General features: G+C 65.5%; 24 protein-coding genes. 13 read left to right on the top strand and 11 right to left on the bottom strand.

Annotated features, from left to right (window positions below; all coding sequences use genetic code 11):
- The first annotated feature begins 8 nt into the window (after nt 1–8).
- Nucleotides 9–1,832, top strand: a complete 1,824-nt coding sequence (locus SACCYDRAFT_RS23870; protein ID WP_005460148.1) for an NPCBM/NEW2 domain-containing protein — start codon at nt 9–11, stop codon at nt 1,830–1,832.
- A gap of 117 nt (nt 1,833–1,949) precedes the next feature.
- Here the strand turns inward: SACCYDRAFT_RS23870 and SACCYDRAFT_RS23875 are convergent, their stop codons facing one another.
- From SACCYDRAFT_RS23875 to SACCYDRAFT_RS23885, 3 genes are read right to left on the bottom strand one after another with little or no spacing between them, the layout of a single operon-like run.
- On the bottom strand, nt 1,950–2,297 hold the full coding sequence (locus SACCYDRAFT_RS23875) for a hypothetical protein (protein WP_005460149.1): 348 nt from the start codon (nt 2,295–2,297) through the stop codon (nt 1,950–1,952).
- 28 nt (nt 2,298–2,325) lie between these two features.
- Nucleotides 2,326–3,222 (bottom strand): M56 family metallopeptidase, encoded by an 897-nt coding sequence (locus SACCYDRAFT_RS23880; RefSeq protein ID WP_005460150.1) that lies wholly within the window; start codon nt 3,220–3,222, stop codon nt 2,326–2,328.
- Nucleotides 3,219–3,611, bottom strand: coding sequence for a BlaI/MecI/CopY family transcriptional regulator (locus SACCYDRAFT_RS23885; protein ID WP_005460151.1), 393 nt, complete (start codon nt 3,609–3,611; stop codon nt 3,219–3,221). The genes SACCYDRAFT_RS23880 and SACCYDRAFT_RS23885 overlap by 4 nt, the downstream gene beginning before the upstream one ends.
- 93 nt (nt 3,612–3,704) lie before the next feature.
- Between SACCYDRAFT_RS23885 and SACCYDRAFT_RS27090 the strand changes: the two genes are divergently transcribed.
- The 5 genes from SACCYDRAFT_RS27090 to SACCYDRAFT_RS23905 all read left to right on the top strand — a co-directional run bounded on the left by SACCYDRAFT_RS27090 (nt 3,705) and on the right by SACCYDRAFT_RS23905 (nt 5,792).
- Nucleotides 3,705–3,866: a hypothetical protein gene (locus SACCYDRAFT_RS27090; protein ID WP_232283736.1), complete on the top strand. Its 162-nt coding sequence runs from the start codon at nt 3,705–3,707 to the stop codon at nt 3,864–3,866.
- Between the two features lie 9 nt (nt 3,867–3,875).
- On the top strand, nt 3,876–4,124 hold the full coding sequence (locus SACCYDRAFT_RS27095; protein WP_332306978.1) for a GNAT family N-acetyltransferase: 249 nt from the start codon (nt 3,876–3,878) through the stop codon (nt 4,122–4,124).
- A 160-nt stretch (nt 4,125–4,284) separates the two neighbouring features.
- Nucleotides 4,285–5,001, top strand: a complete 717-nt coding sequence (locus SACCYDRAFT_RS26150; protein ID WP_005460152.1) for a hypothetical protein — start codon at nt 4,285–4,287, stop codon at nt 4,999–5,001.
- Nucleotides 4,986–5,348 carry a hypothetical protein gene (locus SACCYDRAFT_RS23900; protein ID WP_005460153.1) on the top strand — a complete coding sequence of 121 codons (363 nt, stop codon included), beginning with the start codon at nt 4,986–4,988 and terminating at the stop codon, nt 5,346–5,348. The genes SACCYDRAFT_RS26150 and SACCYDRAFT_RS23900 overlap by 16 nt, the downstream gene beginning before the upstream one ends.
- A complete protein-coding gene (locus SACCYDRAFT_RS23905; protein ID WP_198284963.1) occupies nt 5,349–5,792 on the top strand; it encodes a Rossmann-fold NAD(P)-binding domain-containing protein in 444 nt (147 codons plus the stop codon).
- A gap of 74 nt (nt 5,793–5,866) precedes the next feature.
- On the opposite strand, the gene SACCYDRAFT_RS23910 is transcribed toward SACCYDRAFT_RS23905, so the two are convergent.
- The 3 genes from SACCYDRAFT_RS23910 to SACCYDRAFT_RS23920 are packed head-to-tail and all read right to left on the bottom strand — an operon-like array spanning nt 5,867 to nt 12,064.
- Entirely contained in the window at nt 5,867–9,259 is a 3,393-nt protein-coding gene (locus SACCYDRAFT_RS23910; protein ID WP_005460154.1) for a DEAD/DEAH box helicase family protein, read from the bottom strand.
- A 40-nt stretch (nt 9,260–9,299) separates the two neighbouring features.
- On the bottom strand, nt 9,300–10,472 hold the full coding sequence (locus SACCYDRAFT_RS26155) for a restriction endonuclease subunit S (protein WP_005460155.1): 1,173 nt from the start codon (nt 10,470–10,472) through the stop codon (nt 9,300–9,302).
- Nucleotides 10,469–12,064 (bottom strand): type I restriction-modification system subunit M, encoded by a 1,596-nt coding sequence (locus tag SACCYDRAFT_RS23920; protein WP_198284964.1) that lies wholly within the window; start codon nt 12,062–12,064, stop codon nt 10,469–10,471. Before SACCYDRAFT_RS23920 ends, SACCYDRAFT_RS26155 begins: the two co-directional genes overlap by 4 nt.
- Before the next feature lie 186 nt (nt 12,065–12,250).
- On the opposite strand from SACCYDRAFT_RS23920, the gene SACCYDRAFT_RS26695 reads away from it, so the two are divergent.
- The 3 genes from SACCYDRAFT_RS26695 (at nt 12,251) to SACCYDRAFT_RS27100 (ending at nt 13,668) form a co-directional block, all read left to right on the top strand.
- Nucleotides 12,251–12,961 (top strand): hypothetical protein, encoded by a 711-nt coding sequence (locus SACCYDRAFT_RS26695; protein ID WP_005460162.1) that lies wholly within the window; start codon nt 12,251–12,253, stop codon nt 12,959–12,961.
- The gene (locus SACCYDRAFT_RS26165) at nt 12,958–13,308 is read left to right on the top strand and encodes a hypothetical protein (RefSeq protein ID WP_083844790.1); all 351 of its coding nucleotides are present in this window, start codon (nt 12,958–12,960) and stop codon (nt 13,306–13,308) included. Before SACCYDRAFT_RS26695 ends, SACCYDRAFT_RS26165 begins: the two co-directional genes overlap by 4 nt.
- Nucleotides 13,309–13,443: 135 nt before the next feature.
- On the top strand, nt 13,444–13,668 hold the full coding sequence (locus SACCYDRAFT_RS27100) for a hypothetical protein (protein ID WP_005460164.1): 225 nt from the start codon (nt 13,444–13,446) through the stop codon (nt 13,666–13,668).
- A 286-nt stretch (nt 13,669–13,954) separates the two neighbouring features.
- Here the strand turns inward: SACCYDRAFT_RS27100 and SACCYDRAFT_RS23930 are convergent, their stop codons facing one another.
- Nucleotides 13,955–14,146 (bottom strand): DUF397 domain-containing protein, encoded by a 192-nt coding sequence (locus SACCYDRAFT_RS23930; protein ID WP_005460169.1) that lies wholly within the window; start codon nt 14,144–14,146, stop codon nt 13,955–13,957.
- Nucleotides 14,143–14,985 carry a helix-turn-helix domain-containing protein gene (locus tag SACCYDRAFT_RS23935; protein ID WP_005460171.1) on the bottom strand — a complete coding sequence of 281 codons (843 nt, stop codon included), beginning with the start codon at nt 14,983–14,985 and terminating at the stop codon, nt 14,143–14,145. The genes SACCYDRAFT_RS23930 and SACCYDRAFT_RS23935 overlap by 4 nt, the downstream gene beginning before the upstream one ends.
- Nucleotides 14,986–15,124: 139 nt before the next feature.
- Between SACCYDRAFT_RS23935 and SACCYDRAFT_RS23940 the strand changes: the two genes are divergently transcribed.
- From SACCYDRAFT_RS23940 to SACCYDRAFT_RS23950, 3 genes are read left to right on the top strand one after another with little or no spacing between them, the layout of a single operon-like run.
- Nucleotides 15,125–15,370 carry a zinc finger protein gene (locus SACCYDRAFT_RS23940; protein ID WP_005460173.1) on the top strand — a complete coding sequence of 82 codons (246 nt, stop codon included), beginning with the start codon at nt 15,125–15,127 and terminating at the stop codon, nt 15,368–15,370.
- Nucleotides 15,367–15,717, top strand: coding sequence for a hypothetical protein (locus SACCYDRAFT_RS23945; protein WP_005460174.1), 351 nt, complete (start codon nt 15,367–15,369; stop codon nt 15,715–15,717). The genes SACCYDRAFT_RS23940 and SACCYDRAFT_RS23945 overlap by 4 nt, the downstream gene beginning before the upstream one ends.
- Nucleotides 15,710–15,916, top strand: coding sequence for a hypothetical protein (locus SACCYDRAFT_RS23950; protein WP_005460185.1), 207 nt, complete (start codon nt 15,710–15,712; stop codon nt 15,914–15,916). The genes SACCYDRAFT_RS23945 and SACCYDRAFT_RS23950 overlap by 8 nt, the downstream gene beginning before the upstream one ends.
- 88 nt (nt 15,917–16,004) lie before the next feature.
- On the opposite strand, the gene SACCYDRAFT_RS23955 is transcribed toward SACCYDRAFT_RS23950, so the two are convergent.
- Both SACCYDRAFT_RS23955 and SACCYDRAFT_RS23960 read right to left on the bottom strand, forming a co-directional pair.
- Nucleotides 16,005–16,259 carry a hypothetical protein gene (locus SACCYDRAFT_RS23955; RefSeq protein ID WP_005460186.1) on the bottom strand — a complete coding sequence of 85 codons (255 nt, stop codon included), beginning with the start codon at nt 16,257–16,259 and terminating at the stop codon, nt 16,005–16,007.
- Nucleotides 16,260–16,328: 69 nt separating this feature from the next.
- Nucleotides 16,329–18,377, bottom strand: a complete 2,049-nt coding sequence (locus SACCYDRAFT_RS23960; protein WP_005460187.1) for an MMPL family transporter — start codon at nt 18,375–18,377, stop codon at nt 16,329–16,331.
- Nucleotides 18,378–18,499: 122 nt separating this feature from the next.
- On the opposite strand from SACCYDRAFT_RS23960, the gene SACCYDRAFT_RS23965 reads away from it, so the two are divergent.
- Nucleotides 18,500–18,985 carry a MarR family winged helix-turn-helix transcriptional regulator gene (locus SACCYDRAFT_RS23965; protein ID WP_005460188.1) on the top strand — a complete coding sequence of 162 codons (486 nt, stop codon included), beginning with the start codon at nt 18,500–18,502 and terminating at the stop codon, nt 18,983–18,985.
- Nucleotides 18,986–19,005: 20 nt separating this feature from the next.
- Here SACCYDRAFT_RS23965 and SACCYDRAFT_RS23970 read toward each other — a convergent pair whose 3' ends face one another.
- Nucleotides 19,006–19,665: a TetR/AcrR family transcriptional regulator C-terminal domain-containing protein gene (locus tag SACCYDRAFT_RS23970; protein ID WP_005460189.1), complete on the bottom strand. Its 660-nt coding sequence runs from the start codon at nt 19,663–19,665 to the stop codon at nt 19,006–19,008.
- Nucleotides 19,666–19,679 lie beyond the last annotated feature (14 nt).

Consider the following 19,679-nt stretch of genomic DNA (forward strand, 5'->3'; position numbering starts at 1 on the left):
CTGGTCGTATGCCCCGACAACACACCTCCAGAGCGGGCCGAGCCCGAACCTCTCTGCCTCATGCTCTGTCCGCCCTGATCATCGGCGCGACCCTGCTGGCCCCGTCCGGCATCGCCGCAGCCTCGGGTCCGGCACAGCCCGGCGGCTCCCCGGTGAACCACCAGCCCGGTGATCCGGGCACGACCACTTTCGACGTCTTCAGTGACATCCAGGGTCACCTCGACGACTGGGACGCGGTGCTCACCGACGCCGAGCGGGCCGCACCCGGTTCCGCCGCCACGGTGATCAACGGCGACATCGTCGACCGCGGATACGCCGAGGAGTACGACGCTGTCCGCGCGGTCATGGACGATCACGACCGCGACCAGCCGCTGCTGGCCACGTTCGGCAATCACGAGGCGTACGCGCCTGCCTGGTGTGACCAGCAGACGCTGTGCCAGCCCACCTGGCCCAACGGTTTCACACCCGAGGACCTCTACGGCACCTTCTCCGACTTCGCCGGGCGCGACAGGGTCTACGGCGAGGTGGTCGTCGACGGCGTTCCCCTGATCGGGATCGGACCCGACCAGTTGATGTGGTGGGAGGACCCGAACCTCGACGACCACGTACACATCGGCCCGGAGCAGCTGGCGTGGTTCCGTGACCGGGTGGAACATCACGGACGCACCGGCAAGCCGTTCTTCGTCTTCGCGCACTACCCGTTGTCCGACACCGTGACCCAGTCGGACGGTGACGCGGGCCGTTACCACCTGATGGAAGAGGAGATCCGTGAGATCCTCGGTGACCATCCCCAGGCGGTCCTCTTCTCCTCCCACACCCACGCCGACATCAGCCGGGACTGGTGGGCCACCCGGGTGCGGGTTCCCGGCGGCCACCCAGACGGCTTCACCGCGGTGGACACCGGCGCGGTGCTGAACCACCAGTACATCCAGGTCACCACCGGCCCCGAGGGTGCCGTCGTCCGCGCGCGCGACGCGCGCAGCGGCAGTGTGATCAACGAATTGACAGTCGAGAGGGCCGACCGCGGTCGTGGGCGGACGACGCTCACCCTGGAGACAGCCGTCGAGGCCGTGCAGCCGGGCGAGACGGTGGACGTCACCGCCTCGGTGGCCCACATCGGCAACGGGACGCTCGGTGGGGCGACCGTCGAACTCACCCTGCCGGACGGCTGGAAGACCGAAGAAGGGACGACACGCTCCGTCGGCCCGGTCACCGCGGGAGAGCGGGAGAAGCTGAGCTGGACTCTGAGGGCATCGAAGACCTCCGGCAACGCCCGGGTCGGCGTCCTGGCACGGGACAGGGCCGGGCGGGAACTGGCCCGAACGACCCTCGACGTGGAGGTCGCCACGGCTCCGAACGGCGAGACCCGCGTCTCCGACCTGCCGTTCCTGACCGAGACCAACACCCACGGTCCGGTCGAACGCGACCGCACCAACGGCGGACCGGCGCCCGCCGACCGCGGAGCGATCACGATCGGCGGAAAGACCTACGAACACGGAATCGGCATGCTGGCACCTGCCTCGGCCACCGTCTACACGGGCGGACGGTGCTCGTTGCTGACCGCGGAGGTCGGGCTGGACGACGACATCCCCCAGGGGTCGCAACGACGCCCCCTCCCCGGCGACGACCTCGGGGACGTCGTCTTCGTCGTCGAGGCCGACGGCCGGGAGGCTTACCGCAGCGACGTGGTCCGGCAGGGCGACCGAGCTGTGCCGGTCGTGGCCGACATCGACGGTGCCGACACGGTGCGGTTCATCGCCGAGGACGCCGACGGCACCTCCTCGTGGGACTACGCCGACTGGGGTCACGCGACGCTGACCTGCACGGGCTGATCCCGTGTCGGCCGAGTCCTAGCGAGTTCCAGGACGAGGGACCGCATGGTTCGACCCGACTTCGATCACCACGTCCGCGGTGGTTGAAGTCGGGTCAGCCGCGACGGTGGCTCGCGCTCACCAGAACACCGCGACACCGATGTTGACCAGTGTCAACCCGGCGAGGGTGTAGAACAGCCCCTGCGCGCCCTGCGGCCTGCGCCAGAGGATGTGCGCGAGCACCAGCACGATCACCGCGATGCCGAGCTTGACCGCGATCTTGGTGTTGTCGACCTCGTTGTCCACCAGTCCGGCCGAGGCGATCCCGGTGAGGGCCACACCCGTGAGCACCTGCGCGCCCGCGCCGGACATGAGCACCATGCCGCTGGGCGACTGTGCCGCGGTCAGGCGCATCACCACACCGGCGACGATGAGGGCCATGCCGAGCAGGTGCAGAACGACCAGAATGTCGTAAACGATGTTCATGGCGGCAAGATACTACATGTTGTAGTAACTAACGGAGCGGCACAGCGAAGATGCTCACCGAAGTCGCGAGCGCGACCAACAGCAACGCACACGCCAGCGGCCACACCCACGGGAACGCCGTTCGCTCCGGCTGCCGCAACCTGCGGATACGCGCCTCGACGTGCGCGGCGGCCCCCGCGACGGCCAACGCCCCCGCCGGGGTGCCCGCCGCGCCGTTGGCGTGGAACCGCTCCAACGCGCTCGCCAACGGTTCACGGCCGTGCTGCCGGGCGGCCCTGTCGTCGGCGCACATCTCCACGAGCAGCTCGATGGTGGAACACACGCGGGTCAGCACCCGGCTGGACGGAAGCAGTCGTCGCAACGCCTGGAAGGGCGCGATCACGAGGTCGTGGCGCTCACGCGCGTGGGCGCGTTCGTGGGCGAGGACGGCGTCCAGTTCCACCTCGCTGAGCAGGCGTCGCGCTCCCGCGCTGACCACGATGCGGGGGTGCCTGCCCGGCACGCAGTAGGCCACCGCGATCGGGTGGTCCACCACGAGCGCGTCCGAGTTCGGCTGCGCCACGAGCTGCAACAGCAGCCGGTGCCGCGCCCTCGCGCGCGCCGTGCTGCGGAAGGACAGGAGCTGGTTCACCACGAGCCACGCCCCCAGCAGCAGCCCGGCGGCGACGGCGGCCAGGTGCCAGGCGTCGAGCTCCGACCACCGGCCCGGCAGGTCGAGCAACGCGGGGAAGAACCCCTGGCGGAACGGGGCGAGCCCGAACCCGAGCAGGATCCCCACCGTGGAGATCACGAACGTCAATCCGCTGATCTGCCACAACACCAGGGCCGGTCGCGGGTGGGCATGGGTCCAGCGGCTCCGCAACAACCACACCATCACCGCGACGGCGACGGCCGCCGCCGCGACCTGATGCCCGACGAGGATCACGTCTGCTCGCCCTGCCGCTCGGCCTCCGGGGCCGCGTCCCCGCTGAGCAACGCCTTGCGCAGCGCGTCGGCCTCGTCGCTGGTCACCGAGTTCGCGAAGTGCACCAGCGCGGAACCACGGTCGCCGCTCAACTCCAGCGCTTCGAGCATCAGCTCGGCGACGTAGGCCTCCCGCCCGGCCGCGGGCCGGTACAGCCACGCGCGGCCCTCCCGGCTGCGCCGCACGACTCCCTTGCCCGTCAACCGGGTCAGGACCGTCATCACGGTGGTGTAGGCGAGCCCGCGATCACCGAGCGCGGCGTGAACGGCACGCACACTGACGGGTTCGTCGCGTGCCCAGAGCACCTCCATCACCGCGCGCTCCAGTTCTCCGAGCCTAGCCACGTCCACCCCTTCGCCTATCGATCCGTCAAAGATTGAACCACGACGGGCAGGCGGCGGGGCAGGTCACCAGCGCCGGTCGGCGGGCATAGGCTTCAGCCCATGATCACCGTGGCGGCCGAGGACTCCGGCTCGCTCGACGGCCGGGAGGTCGCGGCGCTGTACGGCTCGGCCGGCTGGTCGGCCTACACGCGGAATCCCGACTCCCTCGTACGCGCACTCGCCGGATCGCACCGCGTCGTCACCGCCCGACAGGAAGCGTGACTCGTCGGGCTGGCGCGGTCGGTGTCGGACGGGGCGAGCACCGTCTACGTCCAGGACGTCCTCGTCCACCCGGACTGTCAACGACACGGCGTCGGACGCAAGCTCGTCACGACGCTGCTCGACCTTTACCCCGGTGTCCGGCAGCGCGTCCTGCTCATCGACGCCGAGCCAGGCCAGCGCGTGTTCTACGAATCACTCGGGTTCACCGAGATCCACGACCTGAGAACGCCGCTGCGTAGTTTCGTCAGCTTCCGTTGAGCCTCCCCGCGAGCGCACAGGCCGGGACGGACGGAACTTCCACGCACGACGAAAGGCCGTCCATACCCCTCCCCCCGGAAGAGTGAGGGTCTTCCAAAGAGCCGACCAACCCAGCGGCTCGATGCGAAGATCGCCGCGCATTCGAGCATCTGGGGGGTCAATGTCGGTCAGTGACCTGGCCTCTGCGGTCGATCGTGTGCTGGCCCTGCGGCCGACACCTGCATTGCAGGAAGCGAGCGGCTGCCTCGACGAGGCCGCGAACGTGCTCGGGACCATCGCTACCGGCAGCGCGGCGCCCGAACTTGCTGAGGCAGTCGAGGGTCTGCTGCGAGCGCGCGAGGAACTTGCCCGGGTTCAGCAAACGTGCAGCGCACTCGGCGAGGTTCTCGGGCGGTACCTGGCCGACATCGGGGTCGGGCGGTCGGACACCGCATCATCGACAGTGGCCCGGCCCTCTCCCACCACGCCACATGCCAAGCCAGTCGAGGCTTCGAAACAGGCCCTGATCGCCGAGCTCCAGCGCCAAGGTCACAAGATCAGCCCGGAGCGAGTGGTGAGGATCGCGCGACTTCCGGACGAACGGGTCGTTTGGCTGGAGGAGGGTGACGACCGACGTGGCCTCCAGCACATCATCAAGAAGCATGGAGAAGATTTCGCTGGCTGTGGGATCCCGGAAAGCAAGGTCGTCGACCTGGTATTCAACGCATTGACAGAAGGACGAGAAATCGGCTACACAGCGACCGATCGGCCGGTCTACGAAGTTCGATACGGCCCCCGAGTCCAACGCGTGGCCATTACTGTGAGCGAGAACGGATTCATCGTAGGAGCTAATCCGCTCTCTCCGAGGAGCAAGGTGAAGACATGGAAGAAACAGTAGTCAGCATCAAACTCATGTTCGACTGGCGGACAGGGCCGCTGTGGATAAAGACTGACCAGTACGCGATCAGCGATCCTTACTCTGCTGACGAGGCACTTGAGCTGGTCCAGCTCAGTGACGCACTCGTCACCGCTATCACCAAGTGGGACGAGCAAATGCAAGCAACCTACGATGGCCGAACTCACGAGAACCTCGGCTTCGCCGATCCCCAGGAAGAAAAGAGGTGGATCGAGGAAGGCAGAGAACTCGCACAACAATTGAAGAACGAGGTAGGCGCAGGCATCAGCGTGAAGTACGTACCGCTGATCGGCGATGCCGAAACAATCGAGCTGAGAATTTTACCGTAATTGCCGAACACGATTGGGAACAGCCTGCCCATCCTCACGCCACTGAGAGCGTGGCCGCACCATGCTCGGCACCACCACCCTCGACCTCAGGGGATAACAAGCACCGCCAGCGAACTTCGAGCACACCGAAGTTCGTCGTGGGCAGCGGGCGCGGGCCACACCTACGAACTGACCGGGCCCGAAGCCATCAGCCCACGCCTGCAGACCGCAGCGATCGCCGGTGCCCTGGGCGAGGACGTCACCTTCGTGGAGCTGACCCGCGAGGAGGCGCACGCCCGCATGGCGCGGTTCATGCCTGACGAAGTCGTCAGCAGCACGCTCGACGTCCTCGGTGCCCCGCTGCCCGGCGAGCAGGCGGTCAGCCCCGACGTGGAGAAGGTCCTCCACCGACCGGCGAGGCCCTTCGCCGAGTGGGTCTCCCGCAACCTGCCGGCATTCCGGTGACGACCGTTCCGGGGCGCACGGAGGGTGACGCGTGCCCAGGAGTTCCGGCCACGGAGGAGGTCGCCCAGACCCCTTTACGACGCCGAGGCGCGAGCGTTGATCTCCGCGAGGCGGACGTGGAGCTGGTTCAGGCGCTCGCTGGGGAACAGCACCTCCGGGCCGGATGGGGCGTGGTCGACGAACGGTGGATCGTAGAGCGCGCTCGGCTCCATCATCCCGTTGTGGGTGAGGTGGTCGACGATCAGCTTGACGAAGTCGATCTGCTTGGAGCTGAACGTGGTGGCGTCCAGGAACTCCGAGAGCGCCTCGACGACCGACTCGCGCTCCAACCCGACCAGTGACCGGATGAACGCACCGAGGCCGCGTGCTTCCTCGATGGACCGGCGAAGGGCGGCTTCGTCGAACTCACCGCTTTCGACCAGGAGGTGTTCCAGCTCCGAGAGGTCGGTTTCGGTCAGGGGACGGTTCCTGCGCAGCTTCTGCAGGGCGAGGTTGTCGTCGTGCCGGTGCAGGAAGTCGCGCACCTTGGCGTGGAATCGCTCCATGTCGACCTGCGCACCGGCGTCGCTCCGCTCGTACGGCCGTTCGACGACCTCGCCGTACTCGTCGATGAAGTCCGAGTAGACGGGGTTGCGGTTGGTTCTGTCGATGAGTTTCACCAGTCCGCGCACGCGCCGCCGGACCTCTTCGAGCATCGCGGGCGTGACGTTGATCCACCAGCGTTCGTCGGTGAGTGATTCGAGCAGTTCGGCCTGTTGTTTCACCGCCGGGATGTTCGTCCGGGTCAGTAGTGATTCGGCGATCTCCCACACCGTGTCGCGCAGCCGTTCGAAGCCGGGTTCAGCGCGCAGCACGCACAGTTGCAGCCGCAGTGTCAGGTAGTCGAACCGTTTGGCCTGTTCGTCGTCGTCGCGTTCCGCGCTGGGCAGGCCGGAGAGGTGTTCGGCGATGTCGGCGTGTGCCTGCGCGCCGAGTGAGTCCCAGGCGGCGCGGTCGGCGTAGCGCTCCACCCAGCGGCGGTGTGGCCGGACCTCGATGTTGCCGACGTTCATGCCGCGCACGATGCGGTGCAGGAGGTCGGCGACGTCTCGCCGGAGTGGCTCGTCGTCGGGGTCGCCGTCGCTGTCGATGGCGGCGAGCAGCTCCAACCTGGCCTGGAACAACTTCTGTGACAGCGGCACCGGCACGCGGGGTTCGCTGAGCTGCGGGTTCATGTCGAAGAACTCGAAGTTGCGACAGAAGTCGAAGATGTAGAACTCGGTCTTGGCTTGACCCGGTGCGAACAGGTCGGGTGCCAGCCGTGTGCCCCGGCCGATCATCTGCCAGAACTTCGTGCGCGAGTGCACGGTCTTGAAGAAGACGAGGTTCACGACTTCGGGCACGTCGATGCCGGTGTCGAGCATGTCCACCGAGATCGCGATGTGGGGTTCGCGATCGGGGGTGGAGAAGTCGTCGATGATGCTCTGCGCGTGCTTGACATTGTTGGTGATGACTTGCGCGAACTTACCGCTGTGTTCAGGGTAGATCGCATCGAATCGCTCGGCGATGAAGTTGGCGTGTTTCTGGTTCTTCGCGAAGATGATGGTCTTGCCGAGCCGGTCACCGCCTGCGACGGTGAGGCCGCAGGTCATCACCATTTCCAGCATCTTGTCGACGGTGTCGCGGTTGAACACCCATGTGCCGACTTCCTCGCCTCGGATCTCGGTGGGCTTGGCGTCGCCGTCGGGGTCCCATTCCAGCTCGTCCCAGTGGGCCTTCTCTTCCTCGGACAGCTCCGAGTAGCGCAGGCCCCGGGTCTGGATCTTGAGTGGCACCTCGATCACGCGGTAGGGCACCAGCCATTTTTCCTTGATCGCCCGCTCCAGCGGATAAGCGTCGGTGGGCACGCCACGTTCGAGGTTGAACAGGCCATAGGTGTCACGGTCGATCTCGTCGCGCGGGGTGGCGGTGAGACCGACGAGCAGCGAGTCGAAGTAACTGAAGATCGACTTGTATTTGCGGTACACCGAGCGGTGGGCTTCGTCGATGATGACGAGGTCGAAGTAGCCGATGCTGAACCGCCGTTCGTCGCCTTCGTCGGCGTTGAGCATCCCCAGCATGGTCTGGTAGGTGGAGACGTAGACACGCGCGCCGGTGTCTTCCTTCTCTTCGAGCAGGTTCACCGGGGCGGATTCGGGTAGGTGTGCCTTGAAAACGTTGGTGGCCTGCTTCACGAGTGCGGTGCGGTCGGCGAGGAACAGCACACGTTTGACCCAGTTGCATCGCAGCAGCACATCCACAAGCGCCACGGTGGTCCGGGTCTTACCTGCCCCGGTAGCCATGACGACGAGGGCTTTGCGCTGGTTTTCCTTCTCGAATCGTTCGTTGATGCGCCGGATTGCGCAGTGTTGGTAGTCGCGGTCGACGATATCGCGGTTGATCGTCGCCTCGGCGAGGGGGCGGCGGCTGGTGCGGCGTTGGATGGTCAGCCGCAGCTCGTCCTTGGTGTGGAAGCCCTGGACTTCGCGGGTCGGGTAGCGCTTGTCGTCCCAGAAGTGGTGCCGGAAACCGTTGGTGTAGTAGATGAGCGGGCGCTGCCCGAAGCGTTCTTCGAGGCAGTCGGCGTACAGCTTGGCCTGGTGCTTGCCTTCTTCGGGGTCGCGCCGGGCGCGCTTGGCCTCGACGACGGCGAGGGGTTTGCCGTCGTCGTCCCACAGCACGTAGTCGATGTAGCCGCCGCCGGTGCGCGTGGGCATGCCGGTGACCTCGTACTCGCGGTCTTGCGGCTGGTCGAGCGGCCAGCCCGCTTCGCGCAGCAGCAGGTCGATGTAGTGGTCGCGGGTGGCGGCTTCGTCGTAGTCGTGTTCGTCGGGTCGCGCCTGATTGGCGCGTTTGGCCTCGGCGACTTCGGCACGAAGCTGGGCGATCTGAGCGTCGAGGTCGCCGGACTTCCTGCGCTCTTCGGCGAGCGCTTCGTCCTTGGCCTGAAGTTCCGCTTCGAGGCGCTTGAGTTCGTCGCGGGTCTTCTTGGCCTGTTCTCGCACAGCGCCGGGCTTGGGCAGCAAGCCGAGGTCGAACATGATGCCGGCGGCGGGTCGGCTGTCGGCGTGACGGGCGTAGTTGCGGCCGAGCCACACGGCGACCTGGAACAGCTCCCGCACGACAGCCGTGGAATCGCCCTGGCGCACCGGCCGCTTTCCATGCACGGCGTTGTTGCCCTGCACGCGGATGAGGTTCATCTTGGCCTGCATCTCGGTGCCGACGAGGTCGAGGAAGGCGGATTCGTGCAGCCGGGCCTTGAGGTCGTTGCGGTAAGGACGCCCGAGACTGCGTTCGGCCTCGTACAGCCACAACACCACGTGTTCGAGCGTCCGACGCGCGTAGAAGCACGACGTGCGCGGATCGAGAAACGCCAACCACTCGGCACGGTTGGCATCCTCGAACAGCTCAGGCCAGTCGACCCGCAAGAAACCGAAGTTGCTCTGCATGAAACACGCTCCCCCAGTGACAGCGCAGCCCTAGATCATCTCATAACTCACCACGGAACGCACGATCCTGCAACGACGCGAAGAGCGCATCGAGCTCGGCGAGGTGCGCGCGTTGGGACTCCTTCATCCGCTCGATGGCCTCGACCCGGCGGGCGAACTCGTGTTGGAGGTCGAGGGGGGGGAGAGGGAACTGAAACTCCCTAACATCACGCTGATTGATGCTCGCCTGATTAATGGCCTGCTTCGCACTTTGGACAATATACCGTTGCGCATATCTACTACTGAGCACCTGTGCAGCATATCTCGGCAAGAGGCGAGCCGAATCAACACGAAACCTCATCATATTAGATTCAAATAACAAAGGCTCAGATATTGCAGGTATCAATACACTCTTCCCAAGATGCTCAATACTGTTTACACGATTCAAGACTATATCTTCATTCCTCAATCCATACAGGGCTACCTCATCCTCCGACGCATCCACCCTCTTCAGCAATTCGAGTCCGCCAATCGCACCCGACCGGAAGGAATCTATGCGCAAAATACGCACCCCGCGACCATAGCTGCTAGACGGTTTATACAACCCGTTTTGGGGCCCCTCGACCAAGAGGTCCCCGAGCCGCACCACGGGCCAAGATCGCGGATTGCAGCCAGGATCTCCAACCATATCGAGGAACACGGAATCGATCAGCTCGTCGAGCTCGGCGAGCGTTTCGCGACGCTTGGCGCGCAGCGCATCAGCCTGATCGAGCACGGCAGTAATACGCCGCTGCTCAGACAACGAAGGAAGTGGTACTTGCATCCTCCCGAGCATTGCCTGACTCAAACGAGGGAGGCTAGCACCCGTAGCAAGCGAACTAGCAATTTTTATGACCGATGGCTGACGCAAATAGAACAAAAGGTAATCACGCAGCACCTTAGGACCTGGTTTAATCGGGAGAATATCTGTACTGCATACGCCAGAGAAGTCCGGACGTGCAATTTTTGCCAAGTACGGCCGCAGCTTCCCGTACAGAATATGCTCACCGGAAAATGCAAGCTTAGCGCTTGCTAGCTCGCCCTCTTCAACCGATTTTACACCAACGAGCGCGCCTCCCGGTTGGATATTCTCAAGGCCGACGTACTTTGTTCCATTTTTTATGGACTCAGCGGATACGACCTGACGCTCAATCGTCGCAATATCGCCGACTGCGACGATCTTCCAATCACTCATCCCAGCATTCCCCGCAGTTCGGTGATTCCGTCGTGGATCTCCTTCTCCAGCCGCTCCAGCTCATCGAGGATTTCCCTCGGCGGTCGGTGTTCGACCTGCTCGTACTCGATTTCCTTGTAGCGGTTGATGCTGAGGTCGTAGTCCTGTTCGGCGATCTCGTCCTTGGGGACGCAGAAGCTCTGTGCGGTACGGGGTCGCTCGCGTTCGCTGCCGTCTCGTTCCCGCCAGCGGGCCACCACGTCGGGCAGGTTGTTCTTCGCGTGTTCCTCGTCGGTCAGCGACTCCGCAGGAACCGGGCCGAGCTTGGCCTCGTCGAGCAGCGGCGCACGCTTGTCGTCCAGGCTCAAGCCATCTGCGGTGATGTCGTAGAACCACACATGGTCGGTGCCGCCGACGCCGGTCTTGGTGAAGAGCAGGATCGCCGTCGACACTCCCGAATAGGGCTTGAACACACCGCTGGGAAGCTTCACCACCGCGTCGAGCTTGTGGTCCTCGACCAGGGACTTCCGCAGCGTCTTGTGGGCCTTGGTGGAGCCGAACAACACACCGTCGGGCACGATCACGGCAGCTCGCCCGCCGACTCTGAGTAGCCGCAGGAACAGCGCCAGGAACAGCAACTCCGTCTTCTTGGTTTTGACGATCCGCTGAAGGTCTTTTGCCGTGGTTTCATAGTCCAAATTCCCCGCGAACGGCGGATTGGCAAGAATGAGTGAGTACTGCTCGGCCTCGTCGGCGGAATCCTGCGCGAGCGAATCGCGGTGACGCACATCTGGGTTCTCCACGCCGTGCAACAGCATGTTCATGCTGCCGATGCGGAGCATGGTGCTGTCGAAGTCGAAGCCGTGGAACATGTCCCAGTTGAAGTGTTCGCGCGCCCTCTTGTCGTGCCAGAGGCCGGGATCGTTCTCGCGCAGGTACTCAGCCGCGCCCACGAGGAATCCGCAGGTACCCGAAGCCGGGTCGCAGATCATGTCGTCGCGGGTGGGCTCGGTGAGCTCCACCATGAGGCGGATGATGTGGCGCGGGGTGCGGAACTGACCGTTCTGCCCAGCACTGGCGATCTTGCTGAGCATGTACTCGTAGATATCGCCCTTGGTGTCCCGGTTGTCCATGTCGATGCCGTCGAGCAGACCCACGACCTTGGACAACAGTCCTGGCGTCGGAATGGTGAACCGGGCATCCCGCATGTGATCGGCATAGGTGGACTCATCACCTGACTGCTTGCCGCCGAGCGTCTGCAGGAACGGGAAGGCGTGGTCGGCCATCACCGCGTACATCTCGCGCGGCTCCATGTTGCGGAGGTTCGTCCAGCGGAGGTCCTCGTACGGTCGGCCCTTGGGGTCGTTGCCGATCGGGAACATGCGACGCCGCATCGGCTCGCCCGTGCGTTCGGCGCGGTTCAGCTCCCGCGTGTGTAATTCATCGAGCCGCTTGAGGAACAGCAGGTAGGTGAGCTGCTCCATCACCTCAAGCGGATTGGCGATACCCCCTGACCAGAACGCGTCCCAAATCCGATCGATCTTGCTCTTGAGGTCACCTGTGATCACGTGGGTTCCGTCCTCGCCGATAGCTCTTGCGATGTAGTCGTGCACCGACGACCGCCCGTTACGCTAGGCCACCGCAGGAACGGGCCGGAGCAGGGCGTGGGCTCCGCTTTCCCGTCTACGCACGGTGAACGGCCGTCCATGCACCCGTAAGAGTGACGGTGTTGTGAGGACCGGACCAACCGGGCAGCTCGATGCGAAGATCGCCGCGCATTCGAGCATCTGGGGGACTCCATGTCGGTCAGCGACCTGGCTGCTGCGGTCGATCGTGCGCGGGCGGCACTACCGCCGCCCGCATTGCGGGAAGCGGACGGCTGTCTGGAGGAGGCCGCGAACGTGCTGGCAGTTGTCTCCACTGGCAGCGCCGCGCCTGAACTGGTTGAGGCCGTCGAGGGGCTGCTGCGAGCGCGGGAAGGGCTTGCCCAGGTTCAACAAACGTGCAGTGCGCTCAGCGAGGTTCTTGGGCAGTATTTGACTGGGATCGGAGTCAGATCGTCAGGAGCCGGGGCTTCATCGACGATCCGGCCCTTCCCCTCCGCGCCACCCCCAAAGCTCACCTCAGCGCCTGATCCGGCGTTGATCGCCGAGGTCCAGCGCCAAGGCCACAAGATCAGTCCGGAGCGGGTGGTGCGGATCGCCAGACTCCCGGACGACAGGATCGTGTGGTTGGAGGAGGGAAACGAAGATAGCGGCCTGGCGCATATCGAAGCTGCGCACGCCTCACATTTCGAACGCTACGGTATCGCGAAGAGCGATATCGTCAATGTAGTCTTCGACGCGCTAACCAGAGGAATTTACCAGGGCGTGAGCGGCTCCAATAGAAACGTTTACGAAATTTCGTACAGAGGGAAATCCAGGAGGATTGCTGTCACCGTAGGAAACAATGGATACATTGTCGGAGCCAACCCTGTCAGAATAAAAAGGGAGCCAAAACAGAAGCCATGAGCCACTCGCGCAAAGCCACCGAAATAACCGTAATGTTCGACTGGGGAACGGGCCCTTTCTGGGTCACAACGGAAGACGATCCCTTACCTGACGAATACAGCACCGATGAGATCAATGATGTCGTTTCGGTCAGCGAAAACCTCGTCAGATCGTTTGCTGAGTGGAACAACAGGATGCAACGCACTTTCGACGCCGACAATCCAGCGTCCTCCGGGTTTGCCGATCCCGAGAAAAAGCAACGCTGGATAGAAGACGGCAGAGAGTTGACTCGCAGGTTGAAGAGCGAAGTCCCAGGAGTTCGCGTGGAATATCGCCCACCAGGGAATCCGACAGAGACATTCGACTAGGCCACAGGAAAACTGGAAACCTCCCTGATGGAACTCTCGACCCCAAAACACCTGGAAACGGCCGTGTTCCAATTATCGCAACCGCAACGTGATAGGATTCGGCCCTTACTCGGCACAAAAGAAGCCTAGGCCGTCATGATTGACAACAACGACCAGGTAGTTCGGGCAAGAATTCGCTTCGACTGGAGCATGGGACCATTCTGGGTGCAGTTCTCCGGCGACCCCATGTTCCATGACTACGACACCGAAGAGATTTTGGAGGTTCTCACGCTCAGCAAAGAAATACTGAGCGACATCGAGCGCTGGGACCTCGCATGCAGGATACCTTCGACCACGAAGAAGGCCGAAACTCGGGGATAGCGGACCTAGCCGAGCAGGAGAAGTGGGTAGAGGACGGTAGAGCCCTCGCGGTACGCCTGAAGCGAGAGGTGGGGTCGGCCATCGCTGTGGAGTACTCCCCCTTTGGTGACACAGCCGAAGAGATCGACGCGTAGAACCTGCGTTTCAGCGTCCATGCCCGGTAAGACACCTGTGCCGAGTGCGGCAAGTGCGCCGGTGGGCTCAGGGCTCACAGAGAGCGGGAACAAAACGGTCACGTCCCCGCGACTGCTCCGGGAACGTGACCGTCCAGACGTCGAAAGGTCCGTCAGAGGTCGAACTCGCCCGCCTTCACGCCCGCGACGAACGCGCGCCACTCGCTGTCGGTGTAGGCGACCGAACCCTCGTCGGGGCGCTTGGAGTTACGCACCTCCACGCCCCCCTCGATACGGCGGAACTCGACGCAGTCGCCCTGGTTGCCGCTGAAACTCGACTTGCGCCACTGGCCGTCTGTGCTCATGTACCGCTCTCCATCTCGCTGGCAAGGCTCGTGATGAATTCTTCGGTGTCGGCGGGGCTCATCGCCTGCCGCCGCATCGTATCGGCCGCGGCCTGGTAGTCCCGCACGTCTCGCCGATCGGTGAGGGTCATGGCGCTGCGGTAGTGCTCCAACTGCACCACAGGCGCCGCCTTCTCGAACTCGATCAACACGAAGGCGCCTTCCAAGATCGGGAGGTAACCGCTGTCGAACGGCACGGCGCGGATCGTGACGTTGTCCAGCTGCGCCCACTTGAGCAGTGCACGCAGCTGGTCGGCCATCACGTCCGGACTACACGGCGGGTAGCGCAGGGCGTGTTCGCCGATAACGGCGTCGAGCAGCACCGGACGCGGCCGGGTGAGAACGTGCTGACGACCCATTCGATGCGTGGTGCGCTGTTCCGCCTCACCGACGTTCGCGCCTGCCGACAACATGATCGAACGCGCGTACTCCGCCGTCTGCAAGAGCCCAGGGATGAGCAGTGGCTGCACATTCGTGATCCGCGAGGCAGTCCGTTCGTATCCCGTCAGCATCGCGAGGTGCCGCACGACACCGGGCGCGACCCAGTTCGGGTCGGCTGCCTCGCGAGCAAGCTGGAGAACACTGTCGAACTCCTCGCCGGCGACCCCGAGAACACCCAACATTCTCGCGACCTCTTCCACGGTCGGGACAAGTTTGCCGTTCTCCCAGCGAGAGACGTGGGTATGGGAACGCCCGATCGCCTTTCCCAATTCGATCATGGTGAGTCCGGCGGCTTTGCGGAGCCTCAACAATTCAGCGCCGAGCGCACGAGCTCCGGGCGTATTGGCTGTGCTGGCCATGCACAAAAGACTAGTCAACAGATCAGGTTTGAAACGGCAATGTCATCCGATCAGGGCATTGCCCAAACGTGCATGCACAAATCATCGTGTTCGTGAACAAAGCATGTGTTCTGTCACTTCTTGATCTGGGGAGGGCTCAGTGCAGCGCTATCTCTGGCAGCAGGCGGGCGGATTACGGCACGTCTACGACACCGAGCGGGACATCGCCGCGCCCGGGCGCGCGTTGTCCGCGTTGTGCGGGCAGGTCGTCACGCCCACCGTCGACGACATCACCGGACTCTGGCTCGACCGGACCTGCCTGACCTGCGACCGTGAGGTCCGTGTGCGGCTGGGCTTTCCCGCCTCCGAGATCCCGCCCGCCTCCGAGCTGGAGGGAGCGAAGTGAGCGGCCCCGAGACCTACGCCGTCCTCACCCGGCAACAGTGGCAACTGCTGAACGACACGATCGCCGATCTCTGCGGCGCGGCGGGCGGGAGCCGGGAGGATCTGCACGACCTCGCCGTCGGGGTGCTCGAAACCTGCCGCCCCGCGCACTGGTCCACACAGGTGGCCGACGGTCCGGCCCGACCGCTGTGGTGCCGCGCCTACGAGATCATCGGCGCGCTCGCCCACCTCGCCGACGCCGCGCCACACGACGCGCGTCAGATCCGGCGGTTGAGCGTGGACGTGAAGGGGCTCGCCGAGCACATGCGCGACTTCCCGGACCGGGGTTCGGACACCGGCGATGTATGACGCTCCCATCGCGCTGCTCGACCCGCTCGCCGACGACCGGCCCACGGTGACGTTCTGGCGGATCGACGACGACACCCAGCCACTCTGGCCGCTCCTCGACTTGGACGTGATCGAAGCCCGGGTAGCGCTTCGGCGCACCGACCCGCCGACTCTCGACGTACTGCGCCGCGTCGTGGACGGGCTGCGTCGCCTGGTGTGAGATCCCTCCGCGCGTACGCCAAGTGCGGACACGCGTACGCAAGGTGCGGACACGCGTGCACAGCCTGCGGACACGATGTCGGGGTCGGTCAGCTCGACGCGCCCACCGCGTCTCGGGCCTTCGCTCCCTGCTCGCTCATCTGGCGGGCACAGTGGGCGCAGCAGAAGAAGCGGCCCTCCACCTCGACACCGTGTCCGACGACCCGGCAGCCGCAGTGCTCGCAGATCGGCGCGAGCCGGTGGATGGCGCACTCGAACGAGTCGAACGTGTGCACCCCGCCTCCGACGGTGCGGATCTCGAACGTCATGTCGTAGTCGTTGCCGCACACCTCGCACTGGGCCATCGCTTCTCACCTCTTGTCGTCCGGGTCCATGCAGACGTAGGCATTCCCGTATGCGACGGCCGAAAACGCCTACCCACCCAGGCGTGACTCCTCCCGGAGTGCCTGCCGTGCCGCCAGCTTCGACGGCCACCAGACCTTCCCGCCGATGTCGAGGGTCAGCGCCGGCACCAGCAGCGAGCGCACCACGAGCGTGTCGAGCAGCACGCCGAACGCCACGATGAACGCGATCTGCGCCAGGAACAGGATCGGCAACACCGCCAGCGCGGCGAACGTCGCCGCCAGCACGACACCCGCCGACGTGATGACCCCGCCGGTGACGGTGAGTCCCCGCAGCGTGCCCTCGCGCGTGCCCACCGACACCGACTCCTCGCGCACCCGGGTCATGAGGAAGATGTTGTAGTCGATGCCGAGCGCCACCAGGAACACGAACGCGAACAGCGGCACGGCCGGATCGGCGCCCGGGAAGTCGAACACGTGGTTGAACACCAGCGCCGAAACCCCCATCGTGGCGCCGAAGGACAGCACCACCGTGGCGATGAGCAGCAACGGCGCCACCAGCGCCCGCAGCAGCAGGGCCAGCACGGCGAACACCACCGCCAGCACGATCGGGATGATCACCGAGCGGTCGCGCTCCGACGTCGTCCGCGTGTCCAACTGCTGGGCCGTCTGCCCTCCGACCTGGGCGTTCGCGCCCTCGACTCCGTGCACCGACTCCCGCAGCCGCTCCACCGTCGCGATGGCCGCGTCCGAGTCCGCCGGGTCGGTGGGCACCGCCTCGATACGCACCAGGCCGTCGGCGGTGCCGGTGATCCGCGCGTCCGACACGCCCGGCACCTCGCTGGCGGCGAGCACCGCGTCGGCCCTCGACCCGTCGGCGATCACCACGGCAGGTGCGCCCGAGCCGCCGGGGAAGTGTCGCGACAGCACCTCCTGACCGGCCACCGACTCCACGGGGTCGAGGAAGACGTCCGACTCCGCCGTCCCGCTCGCCTTCAACTGCGGCACGAACGCCACTCCCACGAGCAACACCAGCGAGGTCACCACCCACACCGCGCGGGGAGCCTTGCCGACGCGCGCGGCGACCCGGCCCCACAGCCCTCCCGACTCGGGTGGGGTCGAGCCCTCCAGCGGCCGGAACGGCCAGTACGCGGCCCTGCCGACGAGCGCGAGCACCGCGGGCAGGAACGTCATCGAGGCCAGCAGGGACGCGGCGATGCCGATGGCCGCCACCGGGCCGAGCCCCTGGTTGGACGCCAGGTCGCTGAACAGCAGGCACAGCACCCCGAGGATCACCGTGCCCGCCGACGCGGCGACCGGCTCGATGGTGGCCCGCCAGGCCGAACGCATGGCCGAGAAGCGATCCGCCGTGCCGCGGAGTTCCTCGCGGTAGCGCGAGACGAGCAACAACGCGTAGTCGGTGGCGGCGCCGAACACCAGGATGAACAGGATGCCCTGGCTCTGCCCGTTGAGGCTGATGACGCCCGCGTCGGCGAGTACGTAGACCACCAGGCTGGCCAGGGAGAGCGCGAACACCGACGACACCAGCACGATCAGCGGCAGCAGCGGGCTCCGGTAGACGAACACGAGGATGACGGCCACCACCGCGCCCGCCACCAGCAGGAGCAGCCCGTCTATGCCGCTGAACGCCTCGGAGAGGTCGGCGATCTGGGCCGCGGGACCGGTGACGTAGACGGCGAGGCCGTCCGGCCGGCCCTCGCCGACGGTCTGCCGGAGCTGTTCGACCACGTCGCCGGGGTCCGCGGTGACAGCAACGACGAGTTCCAGCGCCTGGCCGTCCCGCGACGGGATCGGCGGCGACCCCGGTGCCGTCGTGTCCCAGCCCGCGACCTCGGCCGCCTTCGCCGCGAGGAACTCGCGATCGGCGCCAGTGATGCCGGAACCCCGTTCGGCCACGACGATCGCGGGAAGCGCCTCGATGTCGGAGAACTCGCGTTCGAGTTCCGACACCCTCGTCGACTCCGCGGACTCCGGCAGGAAGGACGTGGCGTCGTTCTCCGCGACGCTGCTCAGCTTGCCCGCGAACGGTCCACCGAACGCGCCGAGAGCGAGCCAGACGACGATGAGCAGGGCGGGAACCAGCCAGCGAGCCGTACGCAACGGTGTTCCAATCTTTCGATGGTCGAACTATTCCCCTGTCGAAATACTAGGGTGAACATCCGGGCGTCGGCGATTCGACACCGTCCGACGCTGAGTGCCCGCCCCGGAAAGGATTCGAACCGGTGACCGACGACACTGCCGAGCCCACGGCCAGCGACTGGGCGCTCGTCCGGCACATCCGCAGGCTCACCGTCGAGGCCGACCGGTTCCTCCAGCACTTCGGTGAGGCGCACGCGCTGCACCGGACGGACATGGCGGCACTGGTCGTCATCATGGACGCCGCCGCGGAGGGCCGCCCGCTGAGCCAGGGCGAGCTGGCCGCGGAGTTGCGGCTCAGCGCGTCGGCGACCACGTCGGTGCTCGACCGGCTCCAGGAACTCGGTCATGTCGAGCGACGCAGGGACTCCCGCGACCGCAGGCGCGTCGTGCTGCACGTGCGGGACTCGGCGGTGGAGCTGGGCCGGGAGTTGTTCACCCCGCTCGGCGAGGAGTACGCGCGGACGTGGGCGGAGTTCGACGACGAGCAGCGACGCACCATCGCGCGGTTCCTCGAAGCGACCGTGGACGCCACGGTCCGCACCCACTCGCGGTCGACCGAGCGGGACTGACGGAAGGCTCCGAGGTCGGCTCAGTCCGCTGCGCGCTCGGCATGCCAGGCGCGCAGGCCGCGCACCAGCAGGTCCAGCCCGAACAGGAAGGTCTCCATGGGCTCCCGGTGGACGCCGGAGCGCACAGCGGCCGCGAGATTCGGGTAGCGCTCGGCGTCGGTGACGGCCGCGTGCAACTCACGGTCGTCGACGTCGGCCTGCTCGCGGTCGGCCTCCTGCTGCCATTCGAGCGCCATACCGCCGATGTAGCCGCCGAGCACGAAGAACACCTGCTGCGCGTCGGCGGGTGTGAATCCGGCGTCCACGAGCACACCGATCGCCACGTCGATCTCGGCCAGGCTGTCGGGCGTCGGCCGGTTGCCCGCGATGACCTGCGGTGCGTCGCGGACCGAGATCATCGCCTCGAACATCGCCCTGGTGCGCTCCGTCAGCCACTCCCACCAGGGCTGCCCGCCCGAGGGGCGGTCGAAGGCGTCGGTACGGCCGCGCCGGAGCAGGTACTCGGCCATGCCGTCGAGCAGCTCCCGCTTGTCGGAGATGTGCCAGTAGAGGGTCGGCGCGGACACGCCGAGCTCCGTGGCGACGCGGCGCAGGGTCACGGCCGCGAGCCCCTGCCTGCCCAGCAGTTCCACGGCCTTCTCGACGATCAGGTCCTTCGACAGCGCCTTCCCACCAGCCATGCTTGACACTCTAA

The sequence above is a fragment of the Saccharomonospora cyanea NA-134 genome (assembly GCF_000244975.1).
GTDB lineage: Bacteria > Actinomycetota > Actinomycetes > Mycobacteriales > Pseudonocardiaceae > Saccharomonospora > Saccharomonospora cyanea.

Excerpts from the sequence above, each read along its gene's own strand:
- SACCYDRAFT_RS23970 (WP_005460189.1), bottom strand. The coding sequence starts at position 19,665 with ATGGCTGGTGGGAAGGCGCTGTCGAAGGACCTGATCGTCGAGAAGGCC.
- SACCYDRAFT_RS27090 (WP_232283736.1), top strand. The coding sequence starts at position 3,705 with ATGATCACCGTGGCGGCCGAGGACTCCGGCTCGCTCGACGGCCGGGAG.
- SACCYDRAFT_RS23935 (WP_005460171.1), bottom strand. The coding sequence starts at position 14,985 with ATGGCCAGCACAGCCAATACGCCCGGAGCTCGTGCGCTCGGCGCTGAA.
- SACCYDRAFT_RS26155 (WP_005460155.1), bottom strand. The coding sequence starts at position 10,472 with ATGAGTGATTGGAAGATCGTCGCAGTCGGCGATATTGCGACGATTGAG.
- SACCYDRAFT_RS26695 (WP_005460162.1), top strand. The coding sequence starts at position 12,251 with ATGTCGGTCAGCGACCTGGCTGCTGCGGTCGATCGTGCGCGGGCGGCA.
- SACCYDRAFT_RS23875 (WP_005460149.1), bottom strand. The coding sequence starts at position 2,297 with ATGAACATCGTTTACGACATTCTGGTCGTTCTGCACCTGCTCGGCATG.
- SACCYDRAFT_RS23930 (WP_005460169.1), bottom strand. The coding sequence starts at position 14,146 with ATGAGCACAGACGGCCAGTGGCGCAAGTCGAGTTTCAGCGGCAACCAG.
- SACCYDRAFT_RS23955 (WP_005460186.1), bottom strand. The coding sequence starts at position 16,259 with ATGGCCCAGTGCGAGGTGTGCGGCAACGACTACGACATGACGTTCGAG.
- SACCYDRAFT_RS23870 (WP_005460148.1), top strand. The coding sequence starts at position 9 with ATGCCCCGACAACACACCTCCAGAGCGGGCCGAGCCCGAACCTCTCTG.
- SACCYDRAFT_RS23950 (WP_005460185.1), top strand. The coding sequence starts at position 15,710 with ATGTATGACGCTCCCATCGCGCTGCTCGACCCGCTCGCCGACGACCGG.
- SACCYDRAFT_RS26150 (WP_005460152.1), top strand. The coding sequence starts at position 4,285 with ATGTCGGTCAGTGACCTGGCCTCTGCGGTCGATCGTGTGCTGGCCCTG.
- SACCYDRAFT_RS27100 (WP_005460164.1), top strand. The coding sequence starts at position 13,444 with ATGATTGACAACAACGACCAGGTAGTTCGGGCAAGAATTCGCTTCGAC.
- SACCYDRAFT_RS23910 (WP_005460154.1), bottom strand. The coding sequence starts at position 9,259 with ATGCAGAGCAACTTCGGTTTCTTGCGGGTCGACTGGCCTGAGCTGTTC.
- SACCYDRAFT_RS26165 (WP_083844790.1), top strand. The coding sequence starts at position 12,958 with ATGAGCCACTCGCGCAAAGCCACCGAAATAACCGTAATGTTCGACTGG.
- SACCYDRAFT_RS23900 (WP_005460153.1), top strand. The coding sequence starts at position 4,986 with ATGGAAGAAACAGTAGTCAGCATCAAACTCATGTTCGACTGGCGGACA.